The organism is Clostridium sp. AF35-15, assembly GCF_003477745.1.
In the GTDB taxonomy this organism is placed as follows: domain Bacteria; phylum Bacillota; class Clostridia; order Lachnospirales; family Lachnospiraceae; genus Otoolea; species Otoolea fessa.
The window spans coordinates 97121-122979 of record NZ_QUDY01000001.1; the positions used below are offsets into that span (position 1 = coordinate 97121).

Below are 25859 nucleotides of genomic sequence, written 5' to 3' on the forward strand. Positions count from 1 at the left end.
CTCCAAGCCGTGATATTGCCTTCCGAGAACTCTCTTTCCATTCACGTTTTCTTACACTTTCTGTAAACATCCGCAAACCCCATGACAAACCAGACCGGCAGTGCTACAATAAGCATATCGGACAGGCGGACAAATTTCCAAATCTCTGTCCTTCTGGAAAGGATGAAAACAATATGCCAGGTTTTACCACGCACTATATATTCGGCATGAAAGCATACAACGATATGCCGTTCACACCCTTAAAACACACGATCGCCAAATACCGCTGGCTCTACCAGCTCGGTCTGCAGGGACCGGATATGTTTTTCTATAATATCCCGATCCTGCGCCACCGCGATTACCGCAACGTCGGTTCCTATATGCACGAACACAAGGTAAACGCCTTTTTTGAGTGCTGTCTGCGCCGTATTGGAACCATCCGCTCGCGCCAGCAGCAGGAGGAAGCCATCTCCTATCTGGCCGGATTTATAAACCATTACATTGCCGATTCGATCTGTCATCCTTACGTGTACGGGCGTATCGGCTATCCAGTGGATGCCCCGACCTCCATGCATCACGGGATGCACGCACATCTGGAAAACGAGCTCGACGCGATCCTGCTCTGGAAATATAAAAAAAAGAAGCCGTCCGAATTTAACCAGACCGCCACGATCTGTCTAAATGGACAGGAAATCCAGTTTATTTCCCATTTCCTGGCTTCCTGCATCAACGAAACCTATTATCCGATCACCTACCGCAACAACTTCCAGGTTACTCCGGCGATGGTGCACCGCTCCATCTGGGCGCTGCGCTTCGGCTGTCGGACACTCTCGGACAAGAACGGCAAGAAAAAATTCGGCATTGCACAGGTCGAATCCATCTTCGTCAACCACCCAGTTGCTTCCGCGAAAATGGTAACGGACTCCGTAACCGACTACCGGAGCAGCTGTAACCTAAACCACGAAGCATGGGGCAACCCGTGGGATCCGACCCGCGTCTCAACCGCCTCGTTTGTTGATCTCTTCCATGAAACATTGGACAAATGCAGCCGTGTCTATGCGCTTTTAAACAGCGCCGTCACAGACAACATGCCGTTAGATAAACAGGATTTATCGCCGCTTCTGGCTGAACTGGGGAATGAGTCTTATCACAGCGGACTACCTGTTGAGTGAAAACACGTACTTCGGTTCCTGGTAAATAAAAGCTGTCATATGAAGAACACTCATCTGTTTCTCATATGACAGCTTTTTTGATCACTTTTCTCTTAATTATACACAGAAAATATCCCGTGTCTGTGCAGACAACCTCTTATTCTGCGTTCTCTGTCTCTTCCTCCGCCTCAGTCGTATCGTACTCGCCTGCTGCTTCTTTCTCTTTCACCTTGGAAATCAGCTCTTTGGTATCCGGAAGTTTGAAATCTGCGCCAGCCTCATAGGAACCACTGATAAACCATGCGTCCTCGTTATCCTGGTCGCTCTCCGGAACGATGCTGTAGGACAGTGCATACTGTTTCCACAGTCCGCCGTAGGAATCTTCACCGGACATCTCAATCGAGAAGTCCTGGGTGTGGACAATGTCGTTGAATCCCTTGATTAAATCTTCCGCATAGGTTCCTATCTGATCATCCGGCAGATCATCTGCCACTACCCAGATCAGCATGATCTGTTTCTTGTTCGGCTCCATATAGAAATGGAAATCGCGGCCGTACTCGTAGGTACTTGTATCCTTGAACATGTCTTCCGCGTCCGTGCTGACCTGTGTCCAGTCGATCTCAACATTTTCCTGGGTCTCAAAATTCGGATCTCCGACTACCGTCTCAGAAGTCGGTTTTACAATCGTACTCTCCGTGCATCCGCTGAGCAGCGCCATACACGCAACCATCATTATCAGAAGTTTTTTCATCGTGTTCTTCTATCCCTTCATTCACTCATTCACAGCCGGAACCAGCCCGAACCGCATGGCTATTATATAATATCGCCTTTTGTTTTTGTAGTCATTTTAGAAAAATTCAAAAAATCTTCATACTTTCCAAAATTTCCCGTAAACAATCCATCTGGACCATTTTACCGCCATTTAGCGCATCCAGGTTGTCAATCCAAATCCTCAACCGTAAGCTCTGTGTCATCCTCCTGCACACCCTGCTGTGTTTTAGCATCCTCTGCCTCTTTCTGTGCAGGTTTTTCTTTCAGCGGCTTCTTTTCCGTGGAACCAGTTCTTACTTTTCCACTCTCTGCCAGCCGGGACGCGGCTGCATCTGCCGCCGGAACCTGTCCTGAACCAGATCGCACATCCATGTCAGACTCCGCCTGCTCTGTGCTCTCATCTGCCTCCGCTGTGCCAGGCGCCCTGTAGGACGCGCCCATCCGCTTTTCAAGCAGTTTTTCAAACTCTTCCCGCGAACAGCCGATCTCCTGCAGACGCTGTCTTCTCCGTTTTCTCCGCTCCTCCTGGCGTCTCTTTTCTTCCTGATGACGCTGGTAGAACAACCATACAAGCGCCGCACACGCCGCTGCCAGAAGCACACTGACGACCACAATCAGCACCGTTCTCACCGATACTTTCGGAAGTTTCGGCAGGGTCAGGTGGAACGAAGATTTCGCCTGCTTCGGTTTTCCGGACGCGCCTGTATTGGATGCTGCCGGATCCGATGCCGTATTTCCGTCATCCGGAGCCGTCTCCCCGTTTGCTGCCGCTTCTGCCGCCGATGCGCTGATCAGATACACCTGTCCGATCTTGCGGTCGTTGTATTTGTAAGAAAGCAGTGCCACCGCGCCCAGCGGTGCATCCTCTGGCAGATCCGTTACCACCGTCTTCTCCGCATCCGCAAACGAAGCATCCTTCGGGATCGTGATGACTGCCGACGTATCCATCGATAAATCGGACGGCTGATAGCTATTGTCTCCGATCTGCACCGGCTGATCGCCGCTTGTGTATGCCGTCTCATTTTCCGAAATATTTACATTTTCAAACCGTAGAAAGCCGAAATCCAGCAATGCAATCGTATCCTGATAATGGGTCGCCTGCGTACTCTTCATCGTGACCGCAATCTGGCGTCTGTCATCCTTGATCGCATAGGTAACAAGCGTCTGCCCCGCAACGGATGTGTAACCGGTCTTTCCGGCCACCGCATATGGATAATAGTTCGGACTCTCTGTGTCAGTCGTGATAAGAAGCTTGTGCTCCGGCTGGATGGTCACACCGTCCGGATTGTTCTTCGTCGCCGGTAATCGGTAGCTCTTATCCTTACTGATCGTTAAAAGCGTGTCATTTTTATACGCCGCCGATGCGATCAGCGCCATATCATACACCGAAGTGAGCTGTGTGTCGTCATTCAGACCGGACGGATTCGCAAAATGGCTGTTCTCACAGCCAAGCTCCGCCGTCTTCTCGTTCATCATCTTCACAAAACCGTCGCGGCTTCCGCCCACATGCTCCGCCAGCGCATTCGCCGCCTGGTTGGAAGAACGCATCAGCAGCAGGTAGAGACAATCGCGCACCGAAAGCGTGTCGCCCTCCTCGATGGCGTTCTTGTTTCCGCTGCCATCTTCCACGTTGTAAACGGCATCGTGGGAAAATGTGACCGTATCATCCAGACTGCTGTTCTCAATGACTACGAGCGCCGTCAATATTTTCGTGATACTTGCCGGCGCCTTCTGCACATGGATGTTCTGCCCAAATAAAACCGCCCCGGAGTCCGCATCCATGACAATGCCTGCCTCCGACTCGATCCCCGTATCCGAGGGCCAGTCCGGCTTTGCAAATGCCGTCATCGGCATTCCGGCAGCCATCAGTGCCGTGATCATCAAACTTATCAGTAAACGTCTTAATCTCTTCATACGATTCCTTCCTGTCAGCTTTCCTTTTCCGGAAATCCTTTTGTATCATGAACGATATAAATTGGACGATCCTTCAATTCTGTAAACAGGATCGCGATATACTCCCCGATAATTCCCACAATCACGAACAGCATCGCGAACATAAAGCATAAAAGCACTACGATCGTCGCGTAACCATTGGGCGTTCCTTTGACCGCCCACTCATAAATCGTTTCCAGCATCACGAGCAGCCCCAGAAAGCCCACGATAATTCCCGAGTAAATGCCGAGCTTTAGCGGCAGATCCGAAAAGCAGAGAATCGTATTGATCGAAAATTTAAATAATTTACGAATACTGTACTTGCTCTCGCCCGCCACCCTGGCTCTCGCCTCATACTCGATGGTCGTCCGGTTAAATCCGATATTCTGCACATAGCCGCGCAGGAAACGCACTTTTTCCCGGTAATTGGTCTTTAACACCTGCGCCGCATTGGCAGTCAGCGCAAAGAAATCGGATGCGTTATTTTCCAGCTTCACATCTGAAATCTTGTTCAAAAATTTATAAAAAGCAGAAGACGTCAGGTTTTTGATGAATCCAGCCGATTTATTTTTCGTCCGGACCATGTTGATAACCTCATAGCCCTCTTCGAATCTTTCGATTATCTGCGCCACACATTCCGGCGGATGCTGCAGATCGGCATCCATACACACGATGCCCTCCCCGATGCTGTGATCCAGCCCCGCAAGCATCGCCGCCTCATGGCCAAAGTTGCGGGAAAAGTTGATCACACGTACCCGCGGATCCGCTGCCGCCAGTTCTGCCAGAATCTGCCCCGAGGCGTCCGCACTTCCGTCGTTGACAAAAATCAGTTCGTAATTCCACGGCAGCGCCTCAAAAATCGGAGTTGCCTCCCGATAGAACTCATGCAGCGCCTTTTCCTCGTTGTAAACAGAAATCACGATCGAGATCGTCTTTGGTTTCTGTCCGTTCATATTTTCCATCCTGTTCTGCATGGTCGACTGTCTGGTTTCATTTTTCTTCTTATCTTCCATGCTGTCTGTCCGTTTTTTCTTATCTTTCTTACTCATATTTCATCTTTCAATTAAGCATCCGGGTCATCCAAAATTTCGATCGCTATCGAAGAATGTGCCGGAACCCGTTTTTCCACCGGCGGCAGCGTCATATAGTCGCCGTAAATCCACTCCAGCACATGCTCATAGCCCGCCGGCACCATCAGCTTTGTGTCCTCAAACGGCAGATCCACCGCGTGCTCGCACCATGCGCCCTCCAGCGTTACATAGAGATAATCCGGCTGGTAATTGCTGTAATACCAGTGTTTCGTTTTCTTTTTGCGATCCTTCGCCGCTGCAAGTCTCTGCAGCTTAAATAAAACCGGCATCGGGACAAGGTGTCCCACACCTGCCAGCACACCAACCCGCAGCTTATCCATCAGGCTGTATTTGCTGAAATCAATCTGATCACGGTGTGCGATCGCCATTCCATAAATAACCTTCTGAAGAAATTTTGCGTTCCACGCGCCCACCTTACTATCCGGCAGGCGGTCAAGGACGAACAGATCCACCCAGAGATGGTTTAATTTTCCCTCATAAAACTGCATCTGCTCATTGTCCTCATGGACGCGGCTGTTGTCATAGATGACGCGCGTTGTAAAATCATAAAACACCTTGCCACCCCGGATCTCCTCCGGGCGCAGCAGGGACATTCCCTCCGGCAGCTCCCGCGGCGCTACCTTCAAAAACATCTCATAATTGGCACGTGTAAATGCCAGATCGACATCATCATCCCACGGGATAAATCCCTCATGACGCACTGCGCCCAAAAGTGTCCCGGAATCCAGCATATAGGAAATCTTGTATTTCCGGCAGATCCGGTCTATCTCCTTCAAAAGGCGCAGATTCGCCCGGTGAACCTTCTCAAGCCCCGGATACGGCGGCAGTTTGACCGCCCTGCGGCTCTCTGATTTTTCCTCATTCATGATGGTTGTCCCCTCATTTTCTTCTGCAACTGCTCATTCTCTGTCACAGCTGCTCATTTTCACAGGCATTTTCTTACAGGCAGAGTATCTCCCCGCCTGTGAATTGCCGCGGTCCCCGTCCCTACTGACGGCATGCCTCACGAAGTGTCTTTGCCATATAATCAATCATTTCATCTGTCATGCCCGGATAAACGCCGACCCAGAAGGTATCGCGCATGATACGGTCGGTATTTTCCAGAGTTCCGGCTACGCGGTAGCCGCAGTTTTCTTTCCGCATCTCATCAAAGCACGGATGCTTGATCAGGTTTCCGGCAAAGAGCATACGCGTCTGCACGCCCTTTTCCTCGACATATTTGACTACCTTGTTCCGATCCACGCCCTCTTGGCAGGTCAGAAGGAAACCAAACCAGCTCGGATCGGAATGCTCACAGGCAACCGGCAGGATATATGCGTCCTCGGTTCCGGCAAGTCCCGCTTTCAGACGGGCGAAATTGTGTTTTCTGCGCTCCACGAAGGATGGAAACTTTTCAAGCTGCGCGCAGCCGATCGACGCCTGCAGGTCGGTCGCCTTTAAATTATATCCAAAATGGGAGTATACATATTTATGGTCGTAGCCAAGCGGCAGCTCACCATACTGGCGGTCAAATCGGTGACCGCAGAGGTTATCGCAGCCGGACGGGCAGACACAGTCGCGTCCCCAGTCGCGGAAGGAACGGATAATCTTGTTTAAAAGCGGATTGTCCGTGTACACGGCGCCGCCCTCTCCCATCGTCATGTGGTGCGGCGGATAAAAGCTGGACGTTCCGATATCTCCGATCGTACCGGTAAAATGCCACTCGCCGTTCAGCTCATAGCGGCTTCCGAGGGCATCACAGTTATCCTCCACCAGCCACAAGTCATGACGGTCACAGAATTCTTTTACCTTCTGTAAATCAAACGGATTTCCCAGCGTGTGGGCAATCATAACCGCTTTCGTCTTTTCTGAAAGCGCCGCCTCCAGTTTGTCGGCGTCGATATTGTACTGTGGAATCGTCACATCCACAAATACCGGAACTGCGCCATACTGGATCGCCGGGGTTACCGTCGTCGGGAAACCTGCCGCAACCGTGATGATCTCATCGCCGCGGCGCACCCGGCGTTCTCCCAACAATGGGGAAGTCAGCGCCATAAATGCGATCAGGTTCGCAGAGGATCCGGAGTTTACAAGGGAACAGTATTTGACGCCCAGGTACTTCGCAAGCCCCGCCTCAAACTGATCGGTGTAACGTCCGGAGGTCAGCCAGAACTCCAGCGCACTGTCTACCAGATTGACCATCTCATGGTTATCGTAAACGCGGGACGCATACGGAATCCGCTGTCCCTCGGTAAATTCTTTTTTCTGATTATGATATTTATCGCAATACTCTGCCACCAGATCGAGAATCTGCTGACGCGCAGCCTCTTTTCCGTCCGACAGGGTTACTTTTTCTTCTGACATGTTTCTCCTCCTGCTTTTGCTACTGCTCTCTGCCGCACCCGTTCTGCCTGCTGCCAGACACACCTTTCGTGCAGCCGCCTGCATCTATTTATTTTTCTTCAAACCGAGCCGCATACGCCCGGATCTGCTCATCCGTCACCTCGCGCATATCCGCTCCGGCAAGCCACTTCTTCGACCATTCCACCGTCGCAGCCATCGCTTCTTCTACATGGAAGTGCGGCTTCCAGCCAAATACCTTTTTCACTTTGGAACAATCCAGTTTCAGAAAATTCGCCTCATGCGGACCTCCGTCATAGCGGTTGATCCAATGCATCCCGCCGCCCCATGTTTCACAGAACAGATCCGCCAGACGTCCTGTATTGACGCAGTCACAGTCATCCGGTCCGACGTTGTAGCAGCCCGCCAGCTCCGCATTTTCCCACTGCGCCTTTGCCACCGTCAGATACAAAAACAGCGGCTCTAACACATGCTGGAACGGGCGCGTCGAATGCGGATTCCGCACGATAATCGGCTCTTTCTTTTCCGCTGCACGCACGCAATCCGGCACGATCCGGTCCGCCGCAAAATCACCGCCGCCGATCACATTGCCAGCACGACAGGTTGAGACGGCGCAGCGGCCGTCCGTGAAGAACGACTGCTTATAGCTGTGTGTCACCAGCTCCGAACAGGATTTGCTATTGGAATACGGATCATAGCCGTCCAGCGGGTCATTTTCGCGGTAACCGTACTCCCATTCCTTATTTTCATAAACCTTGTCCGTCGTCACATTGACGAGAGAGCGGACGGATTCACACTGTCTGGCGCATTCCAGCACATGAACCGTACCCATGACATTCGCCGCATACGTGCCGACCGGATCCCGGTACGACTCGCGCACGATCGGCTGCGCTGCCAGGTGGAGTACAATCTCCGGCTTCGTCTCATCAAACACCTGTTTTAAATGGGCAAAATCGCGCACATCCCCATCCACATGGTGAATCGTCTCCCCCAGATGCAGGATCTCAAACATCGACGGCTCGGTCGGCGCTTTCAGCGCATAGCCGGTCACCTCCGCCCCCGCCAGATGGAGGATGCGGACCAGCCAGCTTCCCTTAAAGCCTGTGTCACCGGTCACAAGGACCCGTTTTCCTTTATAAAAATCAAGAAGTTCCATGGTTTTCCTCTTTTTAATTAATTTCGTGATTTCATCACTCCATTATCTTTGCTGAGTGCTCTTATTATATTTCTCACCCGTCCACTCACGAACCCGCGATTCGCATCTTCGATGCTTACCGCTGCTGACGCAGCTATCGTGATCGCCATTCGCCGTTCGCCATAAATCTGCAAGCAGCTTTCTGGCTCACTTGCGCTCATTATATCATACTTTCTTACAGGATTTGTGTATATTCCTTGAATTTTCCCTTACAGTATATTATTGTTACTGTTCACGGGTAGGCACTTTTGGAACCGAAAGTGCCGTAAGAAAACGTGGTGGCAGCAGGAATTTGCCGTATTTAAATGCGAAGCCACGGCAAATTCCGTTACTGGGCACGTATGCGTGTACAGTAACATATTATTTCCACAGCTTCCAGGGCGCATTGCCTTCCTGCCACATCTGTTCCAGCTGCATCTTGTCACGCTGGGTATCCATACATTTCCAGAAACCGTCGTGGCGGTATACCATCAGCTGTCCGTCCTTGGCAAGCTGCTCCAACGGCGCTTTCTCAAAGACGGTATCATCGCCCTCGATATAGTCAAAGACGCCCGGTTCGAGTACCATGAAGCCGCCGTTGACGATCTTGCCGTCATCATCGTTCTTCTCACGGAACTCGCGGATGTGTCCGTCGCTGTCAACATCCATGACACCGAAACGCTGCCCGATGTTGACGCCGGTCAGGGTCGCGATCTTGCCGTGCTGCTTGTGGAATGCCACCAGCGCGTCCAGATCCACGTTGGAAACGCCGTCGCCGTAGGTCAGCATGAACGTCTCATCCCCAATGTAATCGCGGATACGTTTGATACGACCGCCCGTCATCGTGTGCAGTCCGGTATCGACCAGCGTCACGCGCCACGGCTCGGAATAATTGTTATGCACCTGCATCTCGTTTTTCGCCAGATCGAAGGTCACATCCGACGTATGCAGGAAATAATCGGCAAAATACTCTTTTACTACATACTGTTTGTAGCCCAGGCAGATCACAAAATCATTGAACCCATACTGGGAATAGTGCTTCATGATATGCCAGAGAATCGGCTGTTCTCCGATCTCGATCATTGGCTTTGGTTTTAAATGGCTTTCCTCGCTGATTCGTGTGCCGAATCCACCCGCTAATATTACAACTTTCATTGCACTTCTCCTTCCGTCCATCGTTTTTATCGAAATATGTTCAAATGGTTTTCTTCCAAAATTCTCATCGCATCCCGCACTGCATCCGGGTCGTTATGCAGGTAGGTTTCCAGATCCTCATCGCTCGCCGTCCGGTAATTCCGTCCCAGCTCCCTTGATACCTGTAAATATGCTTTCCGGTACGGCGCTGTCCGGATTTCTGCCCGGGTTGTCCATGCATTTCCAAAGACCGTCAGCACGGTAAATGCCAGCATACAGACCTTTAAAAGTGTGCGGGCTGCCCGTTTCTCCGGCACGCGTGTTTTCGCCTTATCTGCCTCTGTTTCCTGCGCCTTTTCCCGGCACATACTCCAGACGAGTGCAAACGTAAGCAGAATTCCTACAATTCCCATCTGATACTGTATCTCGTACCGCGAGGACATCCCGTACTCGTCCTTCAGGAAAATCCACCGCGCCGCCAGCACCAGCAGATGGTTACAGCCGCCGCTGAGAACCAGCAGAAGCGGAAAAATAGTCTTTTTATAAAGCTGAAACCGCACATTCAGATACAGTGCCAGCAGATACGAAACAAACACTGCCAGCCCCAGCAGATACACCAGATGCAGCCGGACAAACCAGGGGCTTCCTGCCTCCAGCTCCTGAATCTGCGCCACGCCGATCACCGACGATGCCACCGCTTTCAGCAGAAACCGCAGGAAAAAGAGCGGCTGGGCGGCAAATTCCTGAGCGATTGAAACATCCGTCACTGCTCCACGGTGTACGTAAACTGCCTGTGAATTGCTCCAAAGATATAATACCATCGCAAGAACCGTTGTCAATGCCCCGATGCACCAGGTTCTCCGGCACTTTCGGCTCCAGGAGCGGCTGCTTGTTTCAGCACCCCCGCGCCGATCCGCCAGCCACAGTGCGCCGTATGCCAGCACCAGAATCACCGCATAGCCGCCGCTGTACGGTCCTGCCACCAGCACGACCAGCAGGATCGGCAGAATTGCCAGAAGCACCCGGTCAGACATATTCCGGCACCGGGTCGCCGCTGCATGGTCGAGGACTGCAAAATGGAATAAAAATCCGGAGATCGACAGAGTGCAGACCCAGCCGGTCCCGTTCGTCATCATTTCCCATTTATTCAGGCTGAAATATACAAACTGAATCAACAGGAAGGAAAGATAGCCGACCGAGCGGTTCCGCTCTGCGTAGAGCGCCAGCACCGCCGCGCCCGCACCCAGGCTCAAAACACCCAGAATCATGTCAAAATACGCATTATAGCCAAATAGTTTCACATTGATGATGCGCCCCAGATACGTGATCGGAACGCGCGTCAGGATATCCGGTACAAAGAATTTCGCCGGATTTGTCACATCCGGCAGATATGAATTGATCAGCCGGATATAATCCGAATACGCCACATTGTCTGAGGCATGAAATATATACCAGATATAAAATAAAATCCCCAAAATAACCGGAAGCCCTAAAAATACACGGCGTTTCATCCGTCTCTCCTCTTTAAAATGCTCAGCTGGTTCAAGTAAAGTTCAAATAACTGACGGTGTTTCTTCGTGATAACCTCCAGAATCACACCGCTGATCCACAGCAGGAACGAAATCACATAAAGCCCGGAACACGCGATCAGGGTCGGGAACTTCGGCACCATGCCGGTTGCCAGATAGCCGCTGAGCACCGGCGCGAAAAATGCCGTTGCAATCGCAAAACAAATGAGTCCCAGCCATCCAAAGAACGCAAATGGCTTGTAATCCCGGAAGAGTCTCGCGATCGTGCGGAGCACCTTAAATCCATCCGAAAACGTATTTAACTTTGACACACTTCCCTCCGGGCGGTCACGGTATCCAACCGGGATCTCCACCAGCTTAAAGTTCTTGTCCAGCGCATGAATGCTCATCTCCGTCTCAATCTCAAATCCGGTTGAAAGAATCGGGAAGCTCTTGACAAATTCATAGTTAAATGCGCGCGCGCCTGTCATGATATCCTTGATATTGCTCTTGAAAATCAGGTTGATAAGCCCACGCACCAGACGATTTCCCGTATTGTGGAACGGACGCTTATTTTCGGTAAAATACGTCGAAGAAAGGCGGTCGCCGATGACCATATCCGCTTTTCCCTGTAAAATCTGGTCTGCCAGCTTTCTCGCGTCCTCCGCCGGGTAGGTGTCATCGCCGTCCGTCATGACATAGCACTCCGCGTCAATGTCGCGGAACATGCTGCGGATGACATTTCCCTTGCCCTGCTGGTATTCATAGCGCACAACCGCGCCTGCCTCCCTGGCAATCTCATCCGTGTGATCCGATGAATTATTGTCATATACATAGATCGTTGCCTCCGGCAATGCCTCGCGGTAGTCCTTGACCACCTTGGCAATCGTCTGGCCTTCATTATAACACGGAATTAATACCGCTATCTTGTCCATTTTTCTCCTCCCGTTTTCACTCTTCCACCGTTTTGGCGGACCATTCCGGATTGATCACAACAGCCCGTTTTGTCTCAGCTGTACTTACCAATTCCAATTTTATCTCTCTCTGAAGCCCTGTCAGATCAAGCTGTACTTCCATCGGTTCATATTCCTTCTGTCCCGCCTGGATCACAGCAGCCGTCCGGCTGTTTGTCCCATCCGAGGCGATGATTTCCACTTCAAATGGCTGCTTCAGCACCCAGTAGTCCGGATCACACAGAACCGCCCGAATAGTCGGATGATCGTCCCCGCTGGTATTCTCCCAGCGCCATTCTGGTACTTCTTTTTCCGATTCCTGTGCATCCATGAAAATCTCCTGTGTGCGGTACCAGCAGTTTTCGCGTCCATGCGCCATCTCAAGCCCTGCCAGCGTAAAGGACTGGCTGCCCTGCAGGATTGTTTCCTGATACTCCATATCATGCACGTACCATCCCGCCTCATTCATCCATTCCAGATAGCTTTCCAACGTCTCAAGTCCCTGCGGGATCATGTCATAGACGCCCTCGCCTGCCTCCATCGCCGCCTCGATTTCATCGATATAGGCGTCTTTCTGCTCCGAAAGCTCATTGACGATCGAATACCGGTTCCAGACCGGCACATCTTCGCCCGCAAGCCGCGCATAACTTCCCACATCCGACCAGGTCAGGAAAATGCGGTCAATCTTGGAACGTTCTTCCGGTGTAAACAGCTGATGATCATGAAATACGTAAGGCAGGTTGCTGCGGATACTCTCACGGCTCACCGCCCGCATCGCCCATTCCCCGCCGTTCCAGACACAGGTATAAGCATCGTAAGCGCGCCCGGCGTAAACAACTATAAACATAATCGCAAATACAACGCCGCCTGTCAGCCTGGGAGAAATGGAAGCCATTCCCTGCAGCACCAGGCACCCGCAAAGCATTCCGGCAAATAAGATTCCGCCCATAAAATAGCGGCTGTGTCCCGTCGTTGCCGCCCAGAGAATAAAGGATGCGGCATACAGCAGAAATAGGGTTCCCGTCCTGCTGCTGACCCGCTTCCAAATCCAGCAGAGCCCGGCTCCCGCCGCTCCCAGATACATCAGCGCCAGATCCAGGTTGTATTTCGCCGGGAGCTCACTCAGGCGGTAATCTGGATGCCGGATCATCGAATATGCCCACAAAAGGAACTCTTTTATGTTGCTGGGTCCCCATCTCGGATCCTTAAAGTCCATTTCCCCAAAATATGGCGAATGAAACAGGCTGTTGTAATAAGGATAAACCGGATTTTTCATCGCTATCCCATTGTAAATCAGGTACACACTGACGGGAATCATCCCCGTCACCAGGCATCCCAGAAACAGCTTCGGCGTCAGATACTTCCGGATTTTCCACAGATACAGAAGCACCAGCGGTACCAGATACACGATATTCGTCATCTTGAGGCAGAACAGGATTCCGCCAAACAGGCAGAATAAAACCGCCTCGCGCTCCCACTTCGCCTCATCCAGACCGCGCAGAAGCAGAAATACCATTTCCAGCAGAAACGGCAGTGCCAGAAGCTCGACCATGTAGCTGCCACTCTCCTGAATCAGCTCCAGACGGCTGACAATCAGAAATGCAAGTACCGGCGCAAGATGCTTCAACCAGCTGCATGTTCTTTCCAGCCGGCCTGCCTCCATGCTCAGGAACACCGTTACCTGCCGATAAATCACAAGCATCGCCAGCGCATTTAACAATGTCCCCATCCGAAGCCCCAGAAGCGCCCGGAATGGATAAAACATCCGGTCGCCCAGCCGGAAACCGAACATCTGGAACCGTCCCGGTATCACATGATAATGAAGGTTGTCCACAAATCCGGGAATCTGCGACAGCAGGTGATAGTTCTGCGTATCATAGCTCTGATCCGGGGCAAATCCCTTGACCGAAAAAAATGCCAGGATGAACAAACTTCCCGCTATAAAAAACGGACTCACTCCCGCATGGTCCCGTTCAAATCTTCCGATTGCCGCCATGACTGCACCGCATAAAACGAGCGCTGCCGCCCGCGACAAAATCGTTCCCTGTGGTACATGTAAAAGCCATGCCAGAAGATCCAGCACTTCCAGCCACCAGATAAAAAGCGTATAGGCAAGCAGCACTGCAAAACTGCGGGTACTGACTCTCCATTTTGCCGTTTTGTCTGCCGGCCTGTTTCCAAATAACATACTTTTCCCTTGTAATCATCCAGTTTTCTTCATGAACCTGCTGAATCATTACTTCCTTTCCATGAAACAAAATATATCTTAAAAGAAATATTCTTCCAGCATCAGGCACAGTGCATGGTACACCGGAAGATGCAGCTCCTGAATCTTAAATGTCTCCTGCTCCGGCACGACAATCGCAGTGTCGCTGTACCCACGGATCCGCCCGCCGTCGCGTCCCAGAAGCCCGATAACCTTAAGCCCCTTTGCCTTTGCCGTCACGGCTGCATACAGGACATTTTTTGAATTGCCCGAGGTTGAGATTCCGAGGAACACATCCCTCTCTTTTCCATATCCAAGCACCTGTTCCGCATAAGTCATGCTGCCATCCACATCATTCATAAATGCGGTGGTCAGTCCTGCATGCCCAGTCAGCGCGATCGCCGGAAGTCCCTGCTGCAGCTTTTCAGAAAGTTCCGCTCCCATCTGCGGGTCTACCGTTTTAAGCGCCGCCTCTATCTCCGCCGAAACCAGGCGTTTCTTCACAAACCCCTTCATCAGCTCGCCCACGATGTGCTCCGAATCCGCACAGCTTCCGCCATTTCCGGCAATCAGAAGTTTTCCGCCGCGCTCATAGCACTCTTTCATCGTCTCATACGCAGTGCGAATATCCGCTTTCACCGGTGCAAGAACCGGATAGCGGCTGATCAGCTCGTCTAGGTACTCGTATTCCTTCATGATTTCTATTTCCTCCTGTCAGTTTTTTCGATGTCTATTGAGCTTCTGCATCATAAAATAAATACTCCTGCTCAAACATTTCCAGATTGTTCTGCGCTTCTTCCTCCGGCACCGCTGTGTCGGATACCCGCGCAAGCATATTTCCATTTTCAAAAAACAGATCGGTCAGGCTGCCTCTGCGGATCAGCTCCCGCAGAAGATCCAGACTCCACTCCCAGCTTCCCGGTCCCAGATAGCCTGCTTCCGCGTAGACATAATCTGTCTTCGCATACGCCATATAGGTTTCAAACGCCTCCGGCGAGTTGACGAGTTCGACGTTGCCCCACGGCGATGTAATATCCTTATACGACTCCACATTGCACGGAAACTGCAAACAGTACGGATGCGTTCCAAATGCGATCACCCGGTTTTCCGGATCCTGCGATACTTCCTGCCAGATCAGCGTGTTTCCCTTTTCCTCCATCCGCGCCTGTTCCTGCGCCCGGTGATTGACACGCCCTTTATTCAGAAGATGAATCTCCGAAAATCCAGCCGTCCACGCCCAGCTGCTGATCGCCGTGACAATCAGATTTAATACCAGCAACGGCGTCAGGCACTTCGACGCGAGCGGATAAAAGCCGATTTTCTTAAAATACACCATCGCCCGGCATGCCCCCAGAATCAGCATAGAATACAGAAGCATGAAATAATTTCCGTCGATCTGGTAAAGCATCGACAGGCTGATCAGGCTGACGATCACAAACGGAAAAAAAATTACCAATGCCGCGTTCCAGATATGGGACTGCTCCTCTCCCCTTTTGGACAAAATCCCATAAAGCACCAGCATCACAATCAGCACCGCCATCAGCGAGGTTCCCCACGCCAGAATTACATGCCCCATATCTTCACCCTGCGGCTGCATCAGCATCTGCCAGATGCGCCGCGCCAGCACATGAAGCGTTGATTCCTCCTGATAATTCTGCGGCAGCTCCGAGGTAGCAAATGGGTATTTCATTTTAAAACCAAACCATGCAAAAATCGAAGTAAACACCGAAGTGACCGGCATTCCCGTGATCTTCATCGTCCGCGCCCAGATACCGGCCAATGCCCCAAACGGCAGGCATAAGGAGCCAATCAGGCGGACCATATGGTGAAACAGGTCAGCCGCCGCCACGCGCTCATGAAACCAGAACCACAGAAGGTACAGCCCCATCATGCCAAATACGGCAGTGGAAAAGACCAGGGAGGTCGGCTTCATCGTGAGGGACAGGAAATAGGAACCGGCTGCTCCGGAGAGGAATATCCAATGATTTTCATACACATGAATATACTGAAAGAAACATCCCAGCATAATAAGCTGCAGCAGCCACGTAATCAAATCCGCCTTGGCTGTGAGCGCCATATTCATGATGCCCGGCACCGAAACCGTCAAAACAGCTGCCATAATTCCCGGCAAGACGCTTCGATGCGTTAGTTTCTTCTCTGTTCCGGCTTCCCGGCTCTCTTTCCCATGTTTTCGATCGCCCGTCAACAGCACCGCATTCCAGACCATCGCCCCGATTCCCAGGACTGCCAGCCAGAGGTTAAAGAACGTCAGGTAGCTGTGGCTTGCCAGATCGCAGAGCGGAAGTGTCAGCACCTCAAAGCCCTTCGAATACACATAGACCATGCCGACCAGCCCTGGATTCTCATACAGCCCGGTTCCGCCTGCCACGATATACTGAGAGCGAACGCCATACCAAAGTGTATCAAAATCGAGTGCGATATTCAGGCGTCCCACCTGAATCAGGAACATCAGGACACACCAGCCAGCCGCCAGCGTCCATGCCCGGCGCACCCGGCGCGGTATTTCCCGCGATGCCCTGCTGCCAGCCGGTTTGTTACTGTTCACGCATACGTGCCCAGTAACGGAATTTGCCGTGGCTTCGCATTTAAATACGGCAAATTCCTGCTGCCACCACGTTTTCTTACGGCACTTTCGGTTCCAAAAGTGCCTACCTGTGAACAGTAACGCCTGTTTCCCTGCCTCAATCACATGAACCGACACCTTGTCCCTGCCATCCAGCATCCAGGAAAGCGTCTGCCATCCCCTGATGCACTGGCAGGAAATCGAGGAAAAATCAAAGCCCAGCGCCACCACACCCAGAGCATAGACGCTCAGGCGCATCCAGGCGATTTTTCCAACGCCAAGGGCAGAAAGGAGGCAATACACAACGATTGCAAAGGAGGCGCCAAAAAGGAAGTCCATATAAAAAGAAAAATAAGGCCGCTCCCAGACCGTTCCCCTGAAAAACACCCGTTTTCTCAAAAACCGCCCGATCGCCAACAGGCTAATCAGATACACCGCCGACACCACCATCGGCAGAAATACCACATGAATCCAGGAAAACACCAGCACAACCGCCGTCAGCCAGTACATCCGGCTGCGTCCGCGCTTCAAAAGCGCCAGCCCCCCAAAGATCAAGACTGCCAGAATCGCAATCTCCGCATACATCCTCTTCGATTCCGTGAAATGAATGTAATCTGCAAAAAAACCATTTCCCGTAAACAGTGTTTTCGCCGGAATCAGAACCGCCGCCACACAGAACAGCACCAGAAAAAAACCAGCCATGCGCACGGCTGCGTTTGGTCGTCCGTTTTGTCTCTGATTCTGCATGTCGATGGTTCCTCTCTTTCTAGCTTATGTACTCCCGGAATCTTTTTGTGAGCCGCATTCTATATACGCCCGCCTAAAATCCCGCGCACCGCATCCAGCAGCGTATCTGCATACGCGTCATAACCGCCCGCCGGGCAGCTTCCGTCCTCTTTTATAAGTCCAGCCGCCATATCTTCCGCGTGTTCTTTTGCCCCATAGCCGGTTCCGACAAGAACTCCTGTCACGCCAAAGTTTTTTCCTGCCTGCGCGTCGATGCGCTTGTCCCCGATCATATAGGAATGCATCTTATCAATGCCATCCGTCAGATCCCGCTCTGCCATCTCAAACATTCCCGTCTCCGGCTTGCGGCAATGGCATTTTTTCTTATAAAGTCCAATCCCATGCTCCGGGTGGTGCGGGCAATAGTAGAACGCATCTACGTGTGCTCCGTCACGCTCCAGCACCTCATTCATATAATCATGAAGGATTTTTACATCCGCCTCGGTATAGTAACCTCTCGCCACGCCCGCCTGGTTGGTAATGACGATCACCTTATATCCGGCCTCGTTCAGGAGACGGACCGCCTCTGCGGTACCGTCAATCAGCTTCAAATCTTCTTTTCGGTGAAGATAATTGACCTCCACGTTCATCGTGCCATCACGGTCGAGGAATACTACTTTACAGCTATTTTTACACATGGAATGTATACTCCTTATCCGGCATCTGCACCTGAATATCGCGGTAGTCCCAGCGGTCCTCATCGCAGATCCAGCTCTGAGCGCCGCGCAGTTCGAAATTCCAATCCATCAGCTGTCCGCCTGCCGCTTCCAGACGGCGCGCCACCTGATGTTTGACGTTGTATGGGCAGTACACAAGAAGGAAGCCGCCGCCGCCAGCACCTAAAAGCTTTCCGCCGAGGGCGCCCGCTTTTTTCGCCTCGTCATAGAGCATATCAATCTGCGGATTTGTGATCTTGCTGCTCATCCGCTTCTTGCTCTCCCAGCCGTAATCCAGGAGGCGGCCGAAATTGTGGAGATTTCCCTTTAAAAGCTCGTCCTTCATCGCATAAGAAAGCGCCTTTACCTCGCACATCGCCTGAAATGCATCCGGTTTCTTATAGTTGCTTACCTGATCCTTGATAATATTCGCGGATACATGGATATTGCCCGTGTAGCATAACAACAGGTTATACTGCAGCTCATTGATAATATCGCGGCGGATGCGGAGCGGGTTTACCACGACGTTGTTGCGTCCGTGAAATTCGATAAAGTTAAAGCCGCCGAAGGTCGCCGCATACTGATCCTGATAACCGCCGGAAATCCCCAGATCGATCCGCTCCACGCCGTAAGCCAGATCCGCCATCGCATAATTATCCAGCGTAATTCCTTTCCAGCGCGCCATCGCGGTCAGAAGACTTACCATGACGGTCGAGGAGGTTCCAAGTCCCGAACCAGCCGGAGCATCACACTGTAAATAAACCTCGCATCCCTGCTTGATATCCATCGCCCGCAGCGCTGCCGTGACAAGATCCAGCCGTCCATCGCAGACGTAATTTTCCTTCGCATTGTACTTGACTGTCATATCAAAATCCAGGGAATGAACCGTGATCTGGTCATCATCCCTCGGAATGATCGAACAATATGCATATTTATTGATAGTACTTCCGATAATGGCACCGCCCTGTTCTACACAGAATGGTTCTACATCCGTACCGCCGCCGCCAAAGCTCACGCGCAGCGGCGCTCTTCCTCTGATTACCATGTAATGTCTCCTTTTCTTACGTCCTCCTGAAACCGGAAATAATCCTCCGGCACACCGATATCAATAAAATAGCCATCATTTACGATGCCGCCGAGACGTCTTCCCTCCTGCATCCACCTGGGGATGCACTCATTTTCCAGCGAAACTTTTCCCTCCGGAATCTCATCCAGCAGCGCCCGCTTCATCAGGTACACACCGCCGTTGATCGTGCCCGCCCCAGTATTGCCGTTTTTCTCATTAAAAGCGGTCAGCAGCCCGTCGGTCAGGCGCGCCGCCCCATAACGGGAAATATCCGGCACACCGCGCAGAACCAGCGCCATCTCCAGATTTTTTTCCTGCTGGATCCGGCTCAAATCACCGAAATCCATCTGATAAAATGTATCGCCATTCAGGACAAAAAACTGCTCGTCCGTCACATATTTCCCGGCATTCTTGATCGCGCCCGCCGTGCCGAGCAGCTCTTCCTCATACGCATACCGCGCCCGGATGCCAAACCGCGATCCGTCTCCAAAATATTCTTCCACCATGCCGCCCTTATAACCGACGGCAAAAATAATATCATCAATTCCGCTTTTTTTCAGCCCCTGAAGCACATACTCCAGAAACGGCTTACCTTCAACCAGCGCCATCGGTTTCGGACGATCGCTTACCACACTGCGAAGCCGCGTCCCCAGTCCGCCAGCCAGAATGATTGCCTGCATACTGTACTTCCTTTCTGTCTGTCTGTTGTTTCCAACTCAATTTTTACTGTTTTTATACTGAAAGATACAATTTTTACTTTTGTCAATCTGTCAACCGCTATTAAGTCCAGTTTAACTTATATATCTTACCACATTTCCTTAGTGATTTCCACTAGATAGGGCGGTTTTATGCTGTTACCACTTTCCCATCGGATTCGCAGCGCTTCCTTGCGGAAATTGCAACAATTTGTTGATTTTTTTGCATGATTCGACAGATTTTTTTATTTGGCAGACACTCTGTTCCGTGCTACAATCTTGGTTATAAATTGGGATTTGGAGGAAATGCTTATGGCACGTGATATGACAAAAGGAAATATAACCGGACACCTGATTGCCTACGCGGTTCCGCTTGTTTTTGGAAATTTATTTCAACAGCTCTACCACACGGTCGATTCGGTGGTTGTCGGACAATTTTACGGAAAAGAAGCATTGGCGGCAGTCGGTGCGGCAGGTCCGATCATGAATATCCTGACTTTTCTGATTGTGGGACTGTCACTCGGCGCATCGATTTTAATGGCAAGCTACTTTGGTGCAAAAGATTACCAGGATTTGAAGGATGAATTTGCGACCTCTGTACTCTCCGGACTGCTTTTAACCATCGTACTCTCCGGAATCTCACTGGCGGGAAGCCGCCTGTTTATCCGCCTGACGCAGACGCCGGAAGAAATCTCAGCACAGGCGTCCTTGTATTTGCAGATTATCTCGCTGGGTCTTATTTTTACCTTTTTTTACAATATTTTCTCCGCCGCCCTGCGCGCGATCGGAGATTCCAGAGCGCCGCTCTATGTCCTGATCCTGACGACCATTGTCAATGTATTTCTGGATGTATTCCTGGTTGGCATCTGCCGCCTTGGTGTTCCCGGTGCGGCAATCGCTACAATCATCTCGCAGGCAGTCTCTGCGCTCGCCCTCTTTGTCTATATCTGGTCGAAAGTGCCACTCTTACGGCTCGGCATCCGGGATCTGAAACTGAAAACCTCGATGCTCAAAAAAACGATCGATTTCAGCTCCATTTCCGCCGTCCAGCAGACGATTCTCTACGTCGGCCGCCTGCTCGTCCAGTCCGGCGTCAATGCGCTCGGTGTCGATGCTGTTGCCGCTTTTAATGCCGTCTCCATCATCGACAGCTACGTGCTCGCCCCGGGCGACAGCCTCGCGGCATCTATCACGACGTTCTCCGCACAGAACCTCGGCGCGAAAGAGTATGACCGGATTCCGAAAGGGCTTCGGAAAATGCTGGTGATTGCAGAAATTTATATTATTTTGACAGCGGTGGTCGTGCTGTTCTGCCGTCACCCGCTGCTCGGCATTTTCTTGAAGCCGAATGAAACGGAGGCGCTGCGTCAAGGCATGTCCTATCTGGTGCCGATGGCTGGTTTTTACTTCATCAGTGGTATCACCAATACTTTTCAGGGATATTACCGTGGAATCGGGCACCTGATGATCACCCTGTTCGCGACTCTGGTGCAGATTCCAATCCGCGTTGTGATCAGTTATGCGCTGTTTGGACGGCTGGGAATTCAGGCTGTGGCGATTGGTACGACGATTGGATGGGCTTGTATGGTAATATTTGAGCTTTTAATGTATCGGAGATATGGACGGGTAGAGGCGCTGCGGAAGAACGATCGGTAATATAGAGTGCTCTACCCGGTAGTACAGGAAAGAGCCTGCAGCATACCGGCGTAGCTGGCTCTTTCCTTCCTTGGATAACTTTAAATTACCCTTACGCAAGAAAACGATCAGAAGCACATTCCCCTGATCGTTTTCTTTATTATATATAATTTTCTATCTTTTACTATTTTTTATTCAAAATCTTCCTTAATCACATCCCAAGCCGCATCAATACTGAAATGCTCGCGGATATAAACCTGCGTTTTCTCTGCCAGGTCTTCCAGGCGTTTTTCGTCTTTGTAGAGTTCTACGACTGTCTCGGCAAATTCGTCCGGCTGATCCTTGACGAGGAGAACTTTTTCTACATCCGGGATTCCCTCGCTGCCGACGGAGGTGGTGACGATGGGGGCACCGTTATAGATAGCTTCTACCACCTTGCCCTTAACCCCTGCGCCGTAGCGGAGCGGTACCACTACAATCCGGCAGTTCCGGTACAGGTCTGCCAGTTCTTCTTCACTTACAAAGCCTTTGACGATGATGCCATTTCCAGGCTGTTCCAGCGCTTTGATCTCGTCGGTCACTTTGGAACCGACGATGTAGAAGTTGACCTTGATCTGTTCCCGGATCTTCGGGAATACTTCTTTCGCGAACCAGAGCACCGCGTCTGCGTTCGGCGGATGCGCAAAGCCGCCGACAAACAGAAGTCCTTCCCGTTTGGCGAAGTCTTTGTTCAGATTCTGTAAAAACTCCTCATAGACATATGCCGTGATCGCCTTGACCGGAATCGTCTCATCAACGGCGTGGATCGCCTCTTCCTCAACGTAGGACGGATAGTAGGACACCGCCACTTTGTGGAAGAGTGAAAACTCGATCGATTTCCAATATTCGGATTCCTGACGCTTCTTCACATCGCCGGTCAGCTCATACTCGCGGAACTCACGCATAAAATGAAGGTCGTGACCGTAATAAATCATCTTGATATCCGTGTGTTCTTTGATAAAATCCACATATTTTGTCGCGATATGCGGACGGTTCAGATATGCCACGTGGATATCTTTTCCATTTTTCACCAGCCAGTCCCAGATACCGGTCAGGTATTCCTGTCCGTAGAGGACCTCGATTCCCATCTGCTGCAGCGTAGACGTATACGGTTCCTCATGGAGGTAATTATCTCCGATAAATTTAACAACATACCCCTTTTTCAGGAACATTTTCAGGTACTGGAACGTTGTCTTGGAACCGGCGTCTTTGTCAAAGGTCGGCACATAGTGATCGATCACGACAATGATCTTTTTGCCCATGCTGCGCTCGCGTGCGCGGAATGGATTCGGATTGCCGTTGTTGACGCACTGATTCTTGAACTCTTCTTTCCATTTTTCTTTGAGTTTCTCGCTGTTTTCCACCTGATACCGTTTCAGACCGGTTCCGTTGACATCCGTTCCGTTGGAAATGCCTTCGAAATGGATGACCTTGGATTTTGGCTGGTAAACGACGCGGTAGCCCGCTTTCCGCACCTCAAATGCCAGATCCGAATCTTCGCAGTACGCCGGGGCAAACCGCTCGTCGAAACCGCCGATCTGCTTCCAGAGTGCGGTGGATAAAAGGATCGCTGCGCCGGAAATATAGTCTACATCCTTGACGTAGTTATATTCTGCCTTGTCCGGATCGTCGAGGCGGCCGTAATTCCAGCCGGAACCATCGCTCCAGATGATGCCGCCTGCCTCCTGTAAACGTCCATCCGGATATACCAGCTTAGATCCTACCATACCGATGGTGGAGTCAGATTCAATGAGATTTACCAGGGAGCTGAGCCAGCCTTCTGTTACCTGGGTATCGTTGTTTAAAAACATCACATATTTGCCGCGCGCCGCCTTCGCCGCCTGGTTGCAGTTGCGCAAGAATCCCTGATTGGTCTGATTGCGGCAGATCACCAGGTTATCGGCAAACTCCGTCAGATGCTCGGTGGCATCGGTTGAAACGTCATCTGCGATGATAACCTCATAGCTCACATCCTTCGTATGCTCCAGAATCGACTGCAGGCACAGATAGGTATAGTGAATCTGGTTGTATACCGGAATTACGATGGAAACCGTCGGATTTTCTTCCTTCGGAAGGTGGATTTTTCCGTAGGTCAGATACTCCTCACCGATCTCAAAATCACCTTTGATAAGGTTCTTTCCTTCCTCGGTGGTGTACATCTTCATCATTTTACCCGGATGAAGAATCGTCCGTTTCCAGTAGCCGAGCTTCTTGCGGCGTACCGTGCCCTTTGGATAGCACCGGTTAAATGCCTGTCCGAGCTTGCGGCGCACCTTGAAAATGACCGCCTCATGACCATTTAAGTAGGTCAGCGTCTTGCCAAGCTCTGCATTTTCATGGCGCAGATCAGAAATGATAACGTCCAGATTCGCCACGTGGTTATTCGTCAGGCGCTGTACCTCCTGCACTTTGCGGAGTGCCGTATCTTTTTCCGAATTTTCTGCCCGGAGCGCATCCAGACGTTCGTTTGCCCTTGCAAGTTCTCCGTCCACATGGGAAAGATCGGCTAATGTCTTCGTCTTTACCATGTAATCTTCCTGGTAGGTGCGCTGGTTTTCCCCGTGCACGTACTCCTGGAAGCCACGTTCCATCGCCTCGTAAAGCGAAAGCAGCTTCTCATCCGCCTTCACATACTCCGGGAACTGTCCGATAAATTCCCGCTCGGTCTGACCGCCCAACAGACTCTTATAACGGCGGTAGAAATAAACCAGTGTCCTGTATTTCACAAAGCCAGCCGGAACCGGGAATAAGAAGACCCACTCATAGTCGATCGCATAGGTTCCGTCCGCCGTCACCAGCATATTTTCAAAAAGGGCGTCAATGTTGGAGGCGCTGTAGCTCTCGTCCGCAAGAACTGCCCCTAAAGAAGCCCATCCGCCGCCATTTTCTGTCTCTTTATCCCGATAGGAATCCAGCTCGCCCAGCGCATTAAATACCTTGATAAATTCCGGTGTCACCGCAAATGGTTTGCGTTCCTCCGGGCGGATGCTGTAGATCTCATCCATCGCAGCCCGGATCGCGGAAACCTCCGCATCCACGCCCTGGGCAGTCAGAATTTCTCCCAAAAGTTCCGCCCGCGTTTTTCCCTCTAAATACGGAAAGACCGCTGTCATTCCCTCGTCCTGAAGCTCCGGTTTTACCAGTTTCAGGGACGGATTCTGACGGTCAAGCACCTGATATTTTTCTTCGAAGGACTGGATGTGCGCCTTTCCCTCCGGATAGAGCGCCGTCTTCCAGACCTCGCGGATTCCATTCTTTTCACGGATCTCTGTCCGGATCTGGAAGCAGTCTTCGCGGGTGCGGTTGTATTTCACATAGATAACGTCCTGTGAAGCATTCTCAGCTTCCGGCGCAGCCTGTCTCTGCCAAAAAACCAGAAATGCATTCGCAAATTCCGGGAACCGTCCGTCCTCGCAGGCTGCATCGAGCGCCGCCCCCATATCCATCAGCATATACTGCGGACAGTCATAGACCGGTAACACACCGGTCAGATCGCCTTTTTTCGGCAGATAGGCATCTGAAAAAATCTCTCCCGCCGTCCGGTAATCCGGCATCGGATAGTAAAATTCCCCGCCCGGAAGCAGCTGCTTCATTTCGTTCCAGGAAAGTGCGCCCGTCTCCCGCTCTGCGCCTGCCATGTATTTCACGCCAAACCAGTTGGAAGCCGCCGCAATCAAGGTTCCATGAGCAGAAAGAAGCTGTTTTGCGGCTGTCATCTGCGCCGCGCGTCCAGCCCTATCTGCCGCCGTCAAATCCCCGATCAGCACTACATATCCATATGTCCCGCCGCACTTTTCCGCTTCCCTCGCATACGTCTCCACATCCGCACAGACATAGCGGATCTTCGCCGCCAGCTCCGGCTCTGTCTTGAAACGACGGCGTACTACCTCCAGATTTTCTTCGGAAACATCCAGCACCGTTACCGATGATAAACGTCTGGCAAGCAACCCTGTCAGCGCGCCCGCGTCCGCCCCGATCTGCAGCGCCTGCTGTTCCGGGTCAAATTGACACCAGTCCAACAGGTTTTCCCGCAGATCTGCCAGTGCGTACAGATAGGAAAGCTTCTTATTTTCCCGCAGCGCCCGGCGCCGGTCACTGCCGTATTTATCAAACAGAGCAATCAACTCCTGATTGATTTTTTTCATCTTAATCTCCTTTT

At 51.4% G+C, this 25859-nt stretch carries 18 protein-coding genes; 2 read left to right on the forward strand and 16 right to left on the reverse strand.

Translation table 11 applies throughout. The features are described from left to right. The first annotated feature begins 173 nt into the window (after nt 1–173). Nucleotides 174–1151, forward strand: a complete 978-nt coding sequence (locus DWZ76_RS00410) for a zinc dependent phospholipase C family protein (protein WP_117796288.1) — start codon at nt 174–176, stop codon at nt 1149–1151. Nucleotides 1152–1287: 136 nt separating this feature from the next. On the opposite strand, the gene DWZ76_RS00415 is transcribed toward DWZ76_RS00410, so the two are convergent. The 15 genes from DWZ76_RS00415 to DWZ76_RS00485 all read right to left on the reverse strand — a co-directional run bounded on the left by DWZ76_RS00415 (nt 1288) and on the right by DWZ76_RS00485 (nt 20011). Next, nucleotides 1288–1881: a hypothetical protein gene (locus DWZ76_RS00415; protein ID WP_181357194.1), complete on the reverse strand. Its 594-nt coding sequence runs from the start codon at nt 1879–1881 to the stop codon at nt 1288–1290. Between the two features lie 188 nt (nt 1882–2069). After that, entirely contained in the window at nt 2070–3815 is a 1746-nt protein-coding gene (locus DWZ76_RS00420) for a D-alanyl-D-alanine carboxypeptidase family protein (RefSeq protein ID WP_117796289.1), read from the reverse strand. Between the two features lie 14 nt (nt 3816–3829). Further along, a complete protein-coding gene (locus tag DWZ76_RS00425) occupies nt 3830–4786 on the reverse strand; it encodes a glycosyltransferase family 2 protein (protein WP_118471767.1) in 957 nt (318 codons plus the stop codon). A 110-nt stretch (nt 4787–4896) separates the two neighbouring features. After that, the gene (locus DWZ76_RS00430) at nt 4897–5790 is read right to left on the reverse strand and encodes a LicD family protein (RefSeq protein WP_118471410.1); all 894 of its coding nucleotides are present in this window, start codon (nt 5788–5790) and stop codon (nt 4897–4899) included. 121 nt (nt 5791–5911) lie between these two features. Beyond that, complete coding sequence (rfbH, locus tag DWZ76_RS00435) at nt 5912–7267, reverse strand: lipopolysaccharide biosynthesis protein RfbH (protein WP_118471412.1); 1356 nt, start codon at nt 7265–7267, stop codon at nt 5912–5914. 88 nt (nt 7268–7355) lie between these two features. After that, nucleotides 7356–8420: a CDP-glucose 4,6-dehydratase gene (gene rfbG / locus DWZ76_RS00440; protein WP_118471414.1), complete on the reverse strand. Its 1065-nt coding sequence runs from the start codon at nt 8418–8420 to the stop codon at nt 7356–7358. A gap of 399 nt (nt 8421–8819) precedes the next feature. Further along, the gene (rfbF, locus tag DWZ76_RS00445) at nt 8820–9593 is read right to left on the reverse strand and encodes a glucose-1-phosphate cytidylyltransferase (RefSeq protein ID WP_022360069.1); all 774 of its coding nucleotides are present in this window, start codon (nt 9591–9593) and stop codon (nt 8820–8822) included. A 26-nt stretch (nt 9594–9619) separates the two neighbouring features. Beyond that, on the reverse strand, nt 9620–11083 hold the full coding sequence (locus DWZ76_RS00450) for a hypothetical protein (RefSeq protein ID WP_118471416.1): 1464 nt from the start codon (nt 11081–11083) through the stop codon (nt 9620–9622). Then, the gene (locus DWZ76_RS00455; RefSeq protein WP_117796293.1) at nt 11080–12015 is read right to left on the reverse strand and encodes a glycosyltransferase family 2 protein; all 936 of its coding nucleotides are present in this window, start codon (nt 12013–12015) and stop codon (nt 11080–11082) included. Before DWZ76_RS00455 ends, DWZ76_RS00450 begins: the two co-directional genes overlap by 4 nt. 16 nt (nt 12016–12031) lie before the next feature. Next, nucleotides 12032–14221 (reverse strand): hypothetical protein, encoded by a 2190-nt coding sequence (locus tag DWZ76_RS00460; RefSeq protein ID WP_118471418.1) that lies wholly within the window; start codon nt 14219–14221, stop codon nt 12032–12034. Between the two features lie 78 nt (nt 14222–14299). Further along, nucleotides 14300–14935, reverse strand: a complete 636-nt coding sequence (locus DWZ76_RS00465; protein ID WP_118471420.1) for an SIS domain-containing protein — start codon at nt 14933–14935, stop codon at nt 14300–14302. Between the two features lie 34 nt (nt 14936–14969). Continuing rightward, nucleotides 14970–17570: a potassium transporter KefB gene (locus DWZ76_RS00470; RefSeq protein WP_118471422.1), complete on the reverse strand. Its 2601-nt coding sequence runs from the start codon at nt 17568–17570 to the stop codon at nt 14970–14972. 59 nt (nt 17571–17629) lie between these two features. Next, a complete protein-coding gene (locus DWZ76_RS00475) occupies nt 17630–18247 on the reverse strand; it encodes an HAD family hydrolase (protein WP_118471424.1) in 618 nt (205 codons plus the stop codon). Continuing rightward, nucleotides 18240–19310, reverse strand: a complete 1071-nt coding sequence (locus DWZ76_RS00480) for a GHMP kinase (protein ID WP_118469188.1) — start codon at nt 19308–19310, stop codon at nt 18240–18242. Before DWZ76_RS00480 ends, DWZ76_RS00475 begins: the two co-directional genes overlap by 8 nt. Next, a complete protein-coding gene (locus tag DWZ76_RS00485) occupies nt 19304–20011 on the reverse strand; it encodes a nucleotidyltransferase family protein (protein WP_107000699.1) in 708 nt (235 codons plus the stop codon). The genes DWZ76_RS00480 and DWZ76_RS00485 overlap by 7 nt, the downstream gene beginning before the upstream one ends. Before the next feature lie 327 nt (nt 20012–20338). Here DWZ76_RS00485 and DWZ76_RS00490 point away from each other — a divergent pair, with 327 nt between their 5' ends. Further along, nucleotides 20339–21682: an MATE family efflux transporter gene (locus tag DWZ76_RS00490; RefSeq protein ID WP_118471425.1), complete on the forward strand. Its 1344-nt coding sequence runs from the start codon at nt 20339–20341 to the stop codon at nt 21680–21682. Between the two features lie 170 nt (nt 21683–21852). Here DWZ76_RS00490 and DWZ76_RS00495 read toward each other — a convergent pair whose 3' ends face one another. Next, entirely contained in the window at nt 21853–25845 is a 3993-nt protein-coding gene (locus DWZ76_RS00495) for a glycosyltransferase (protein WP_118471427.1), read from the reverse strand. Nucleotides 25846–25859 lie beyond the last annotated feature (14 nt).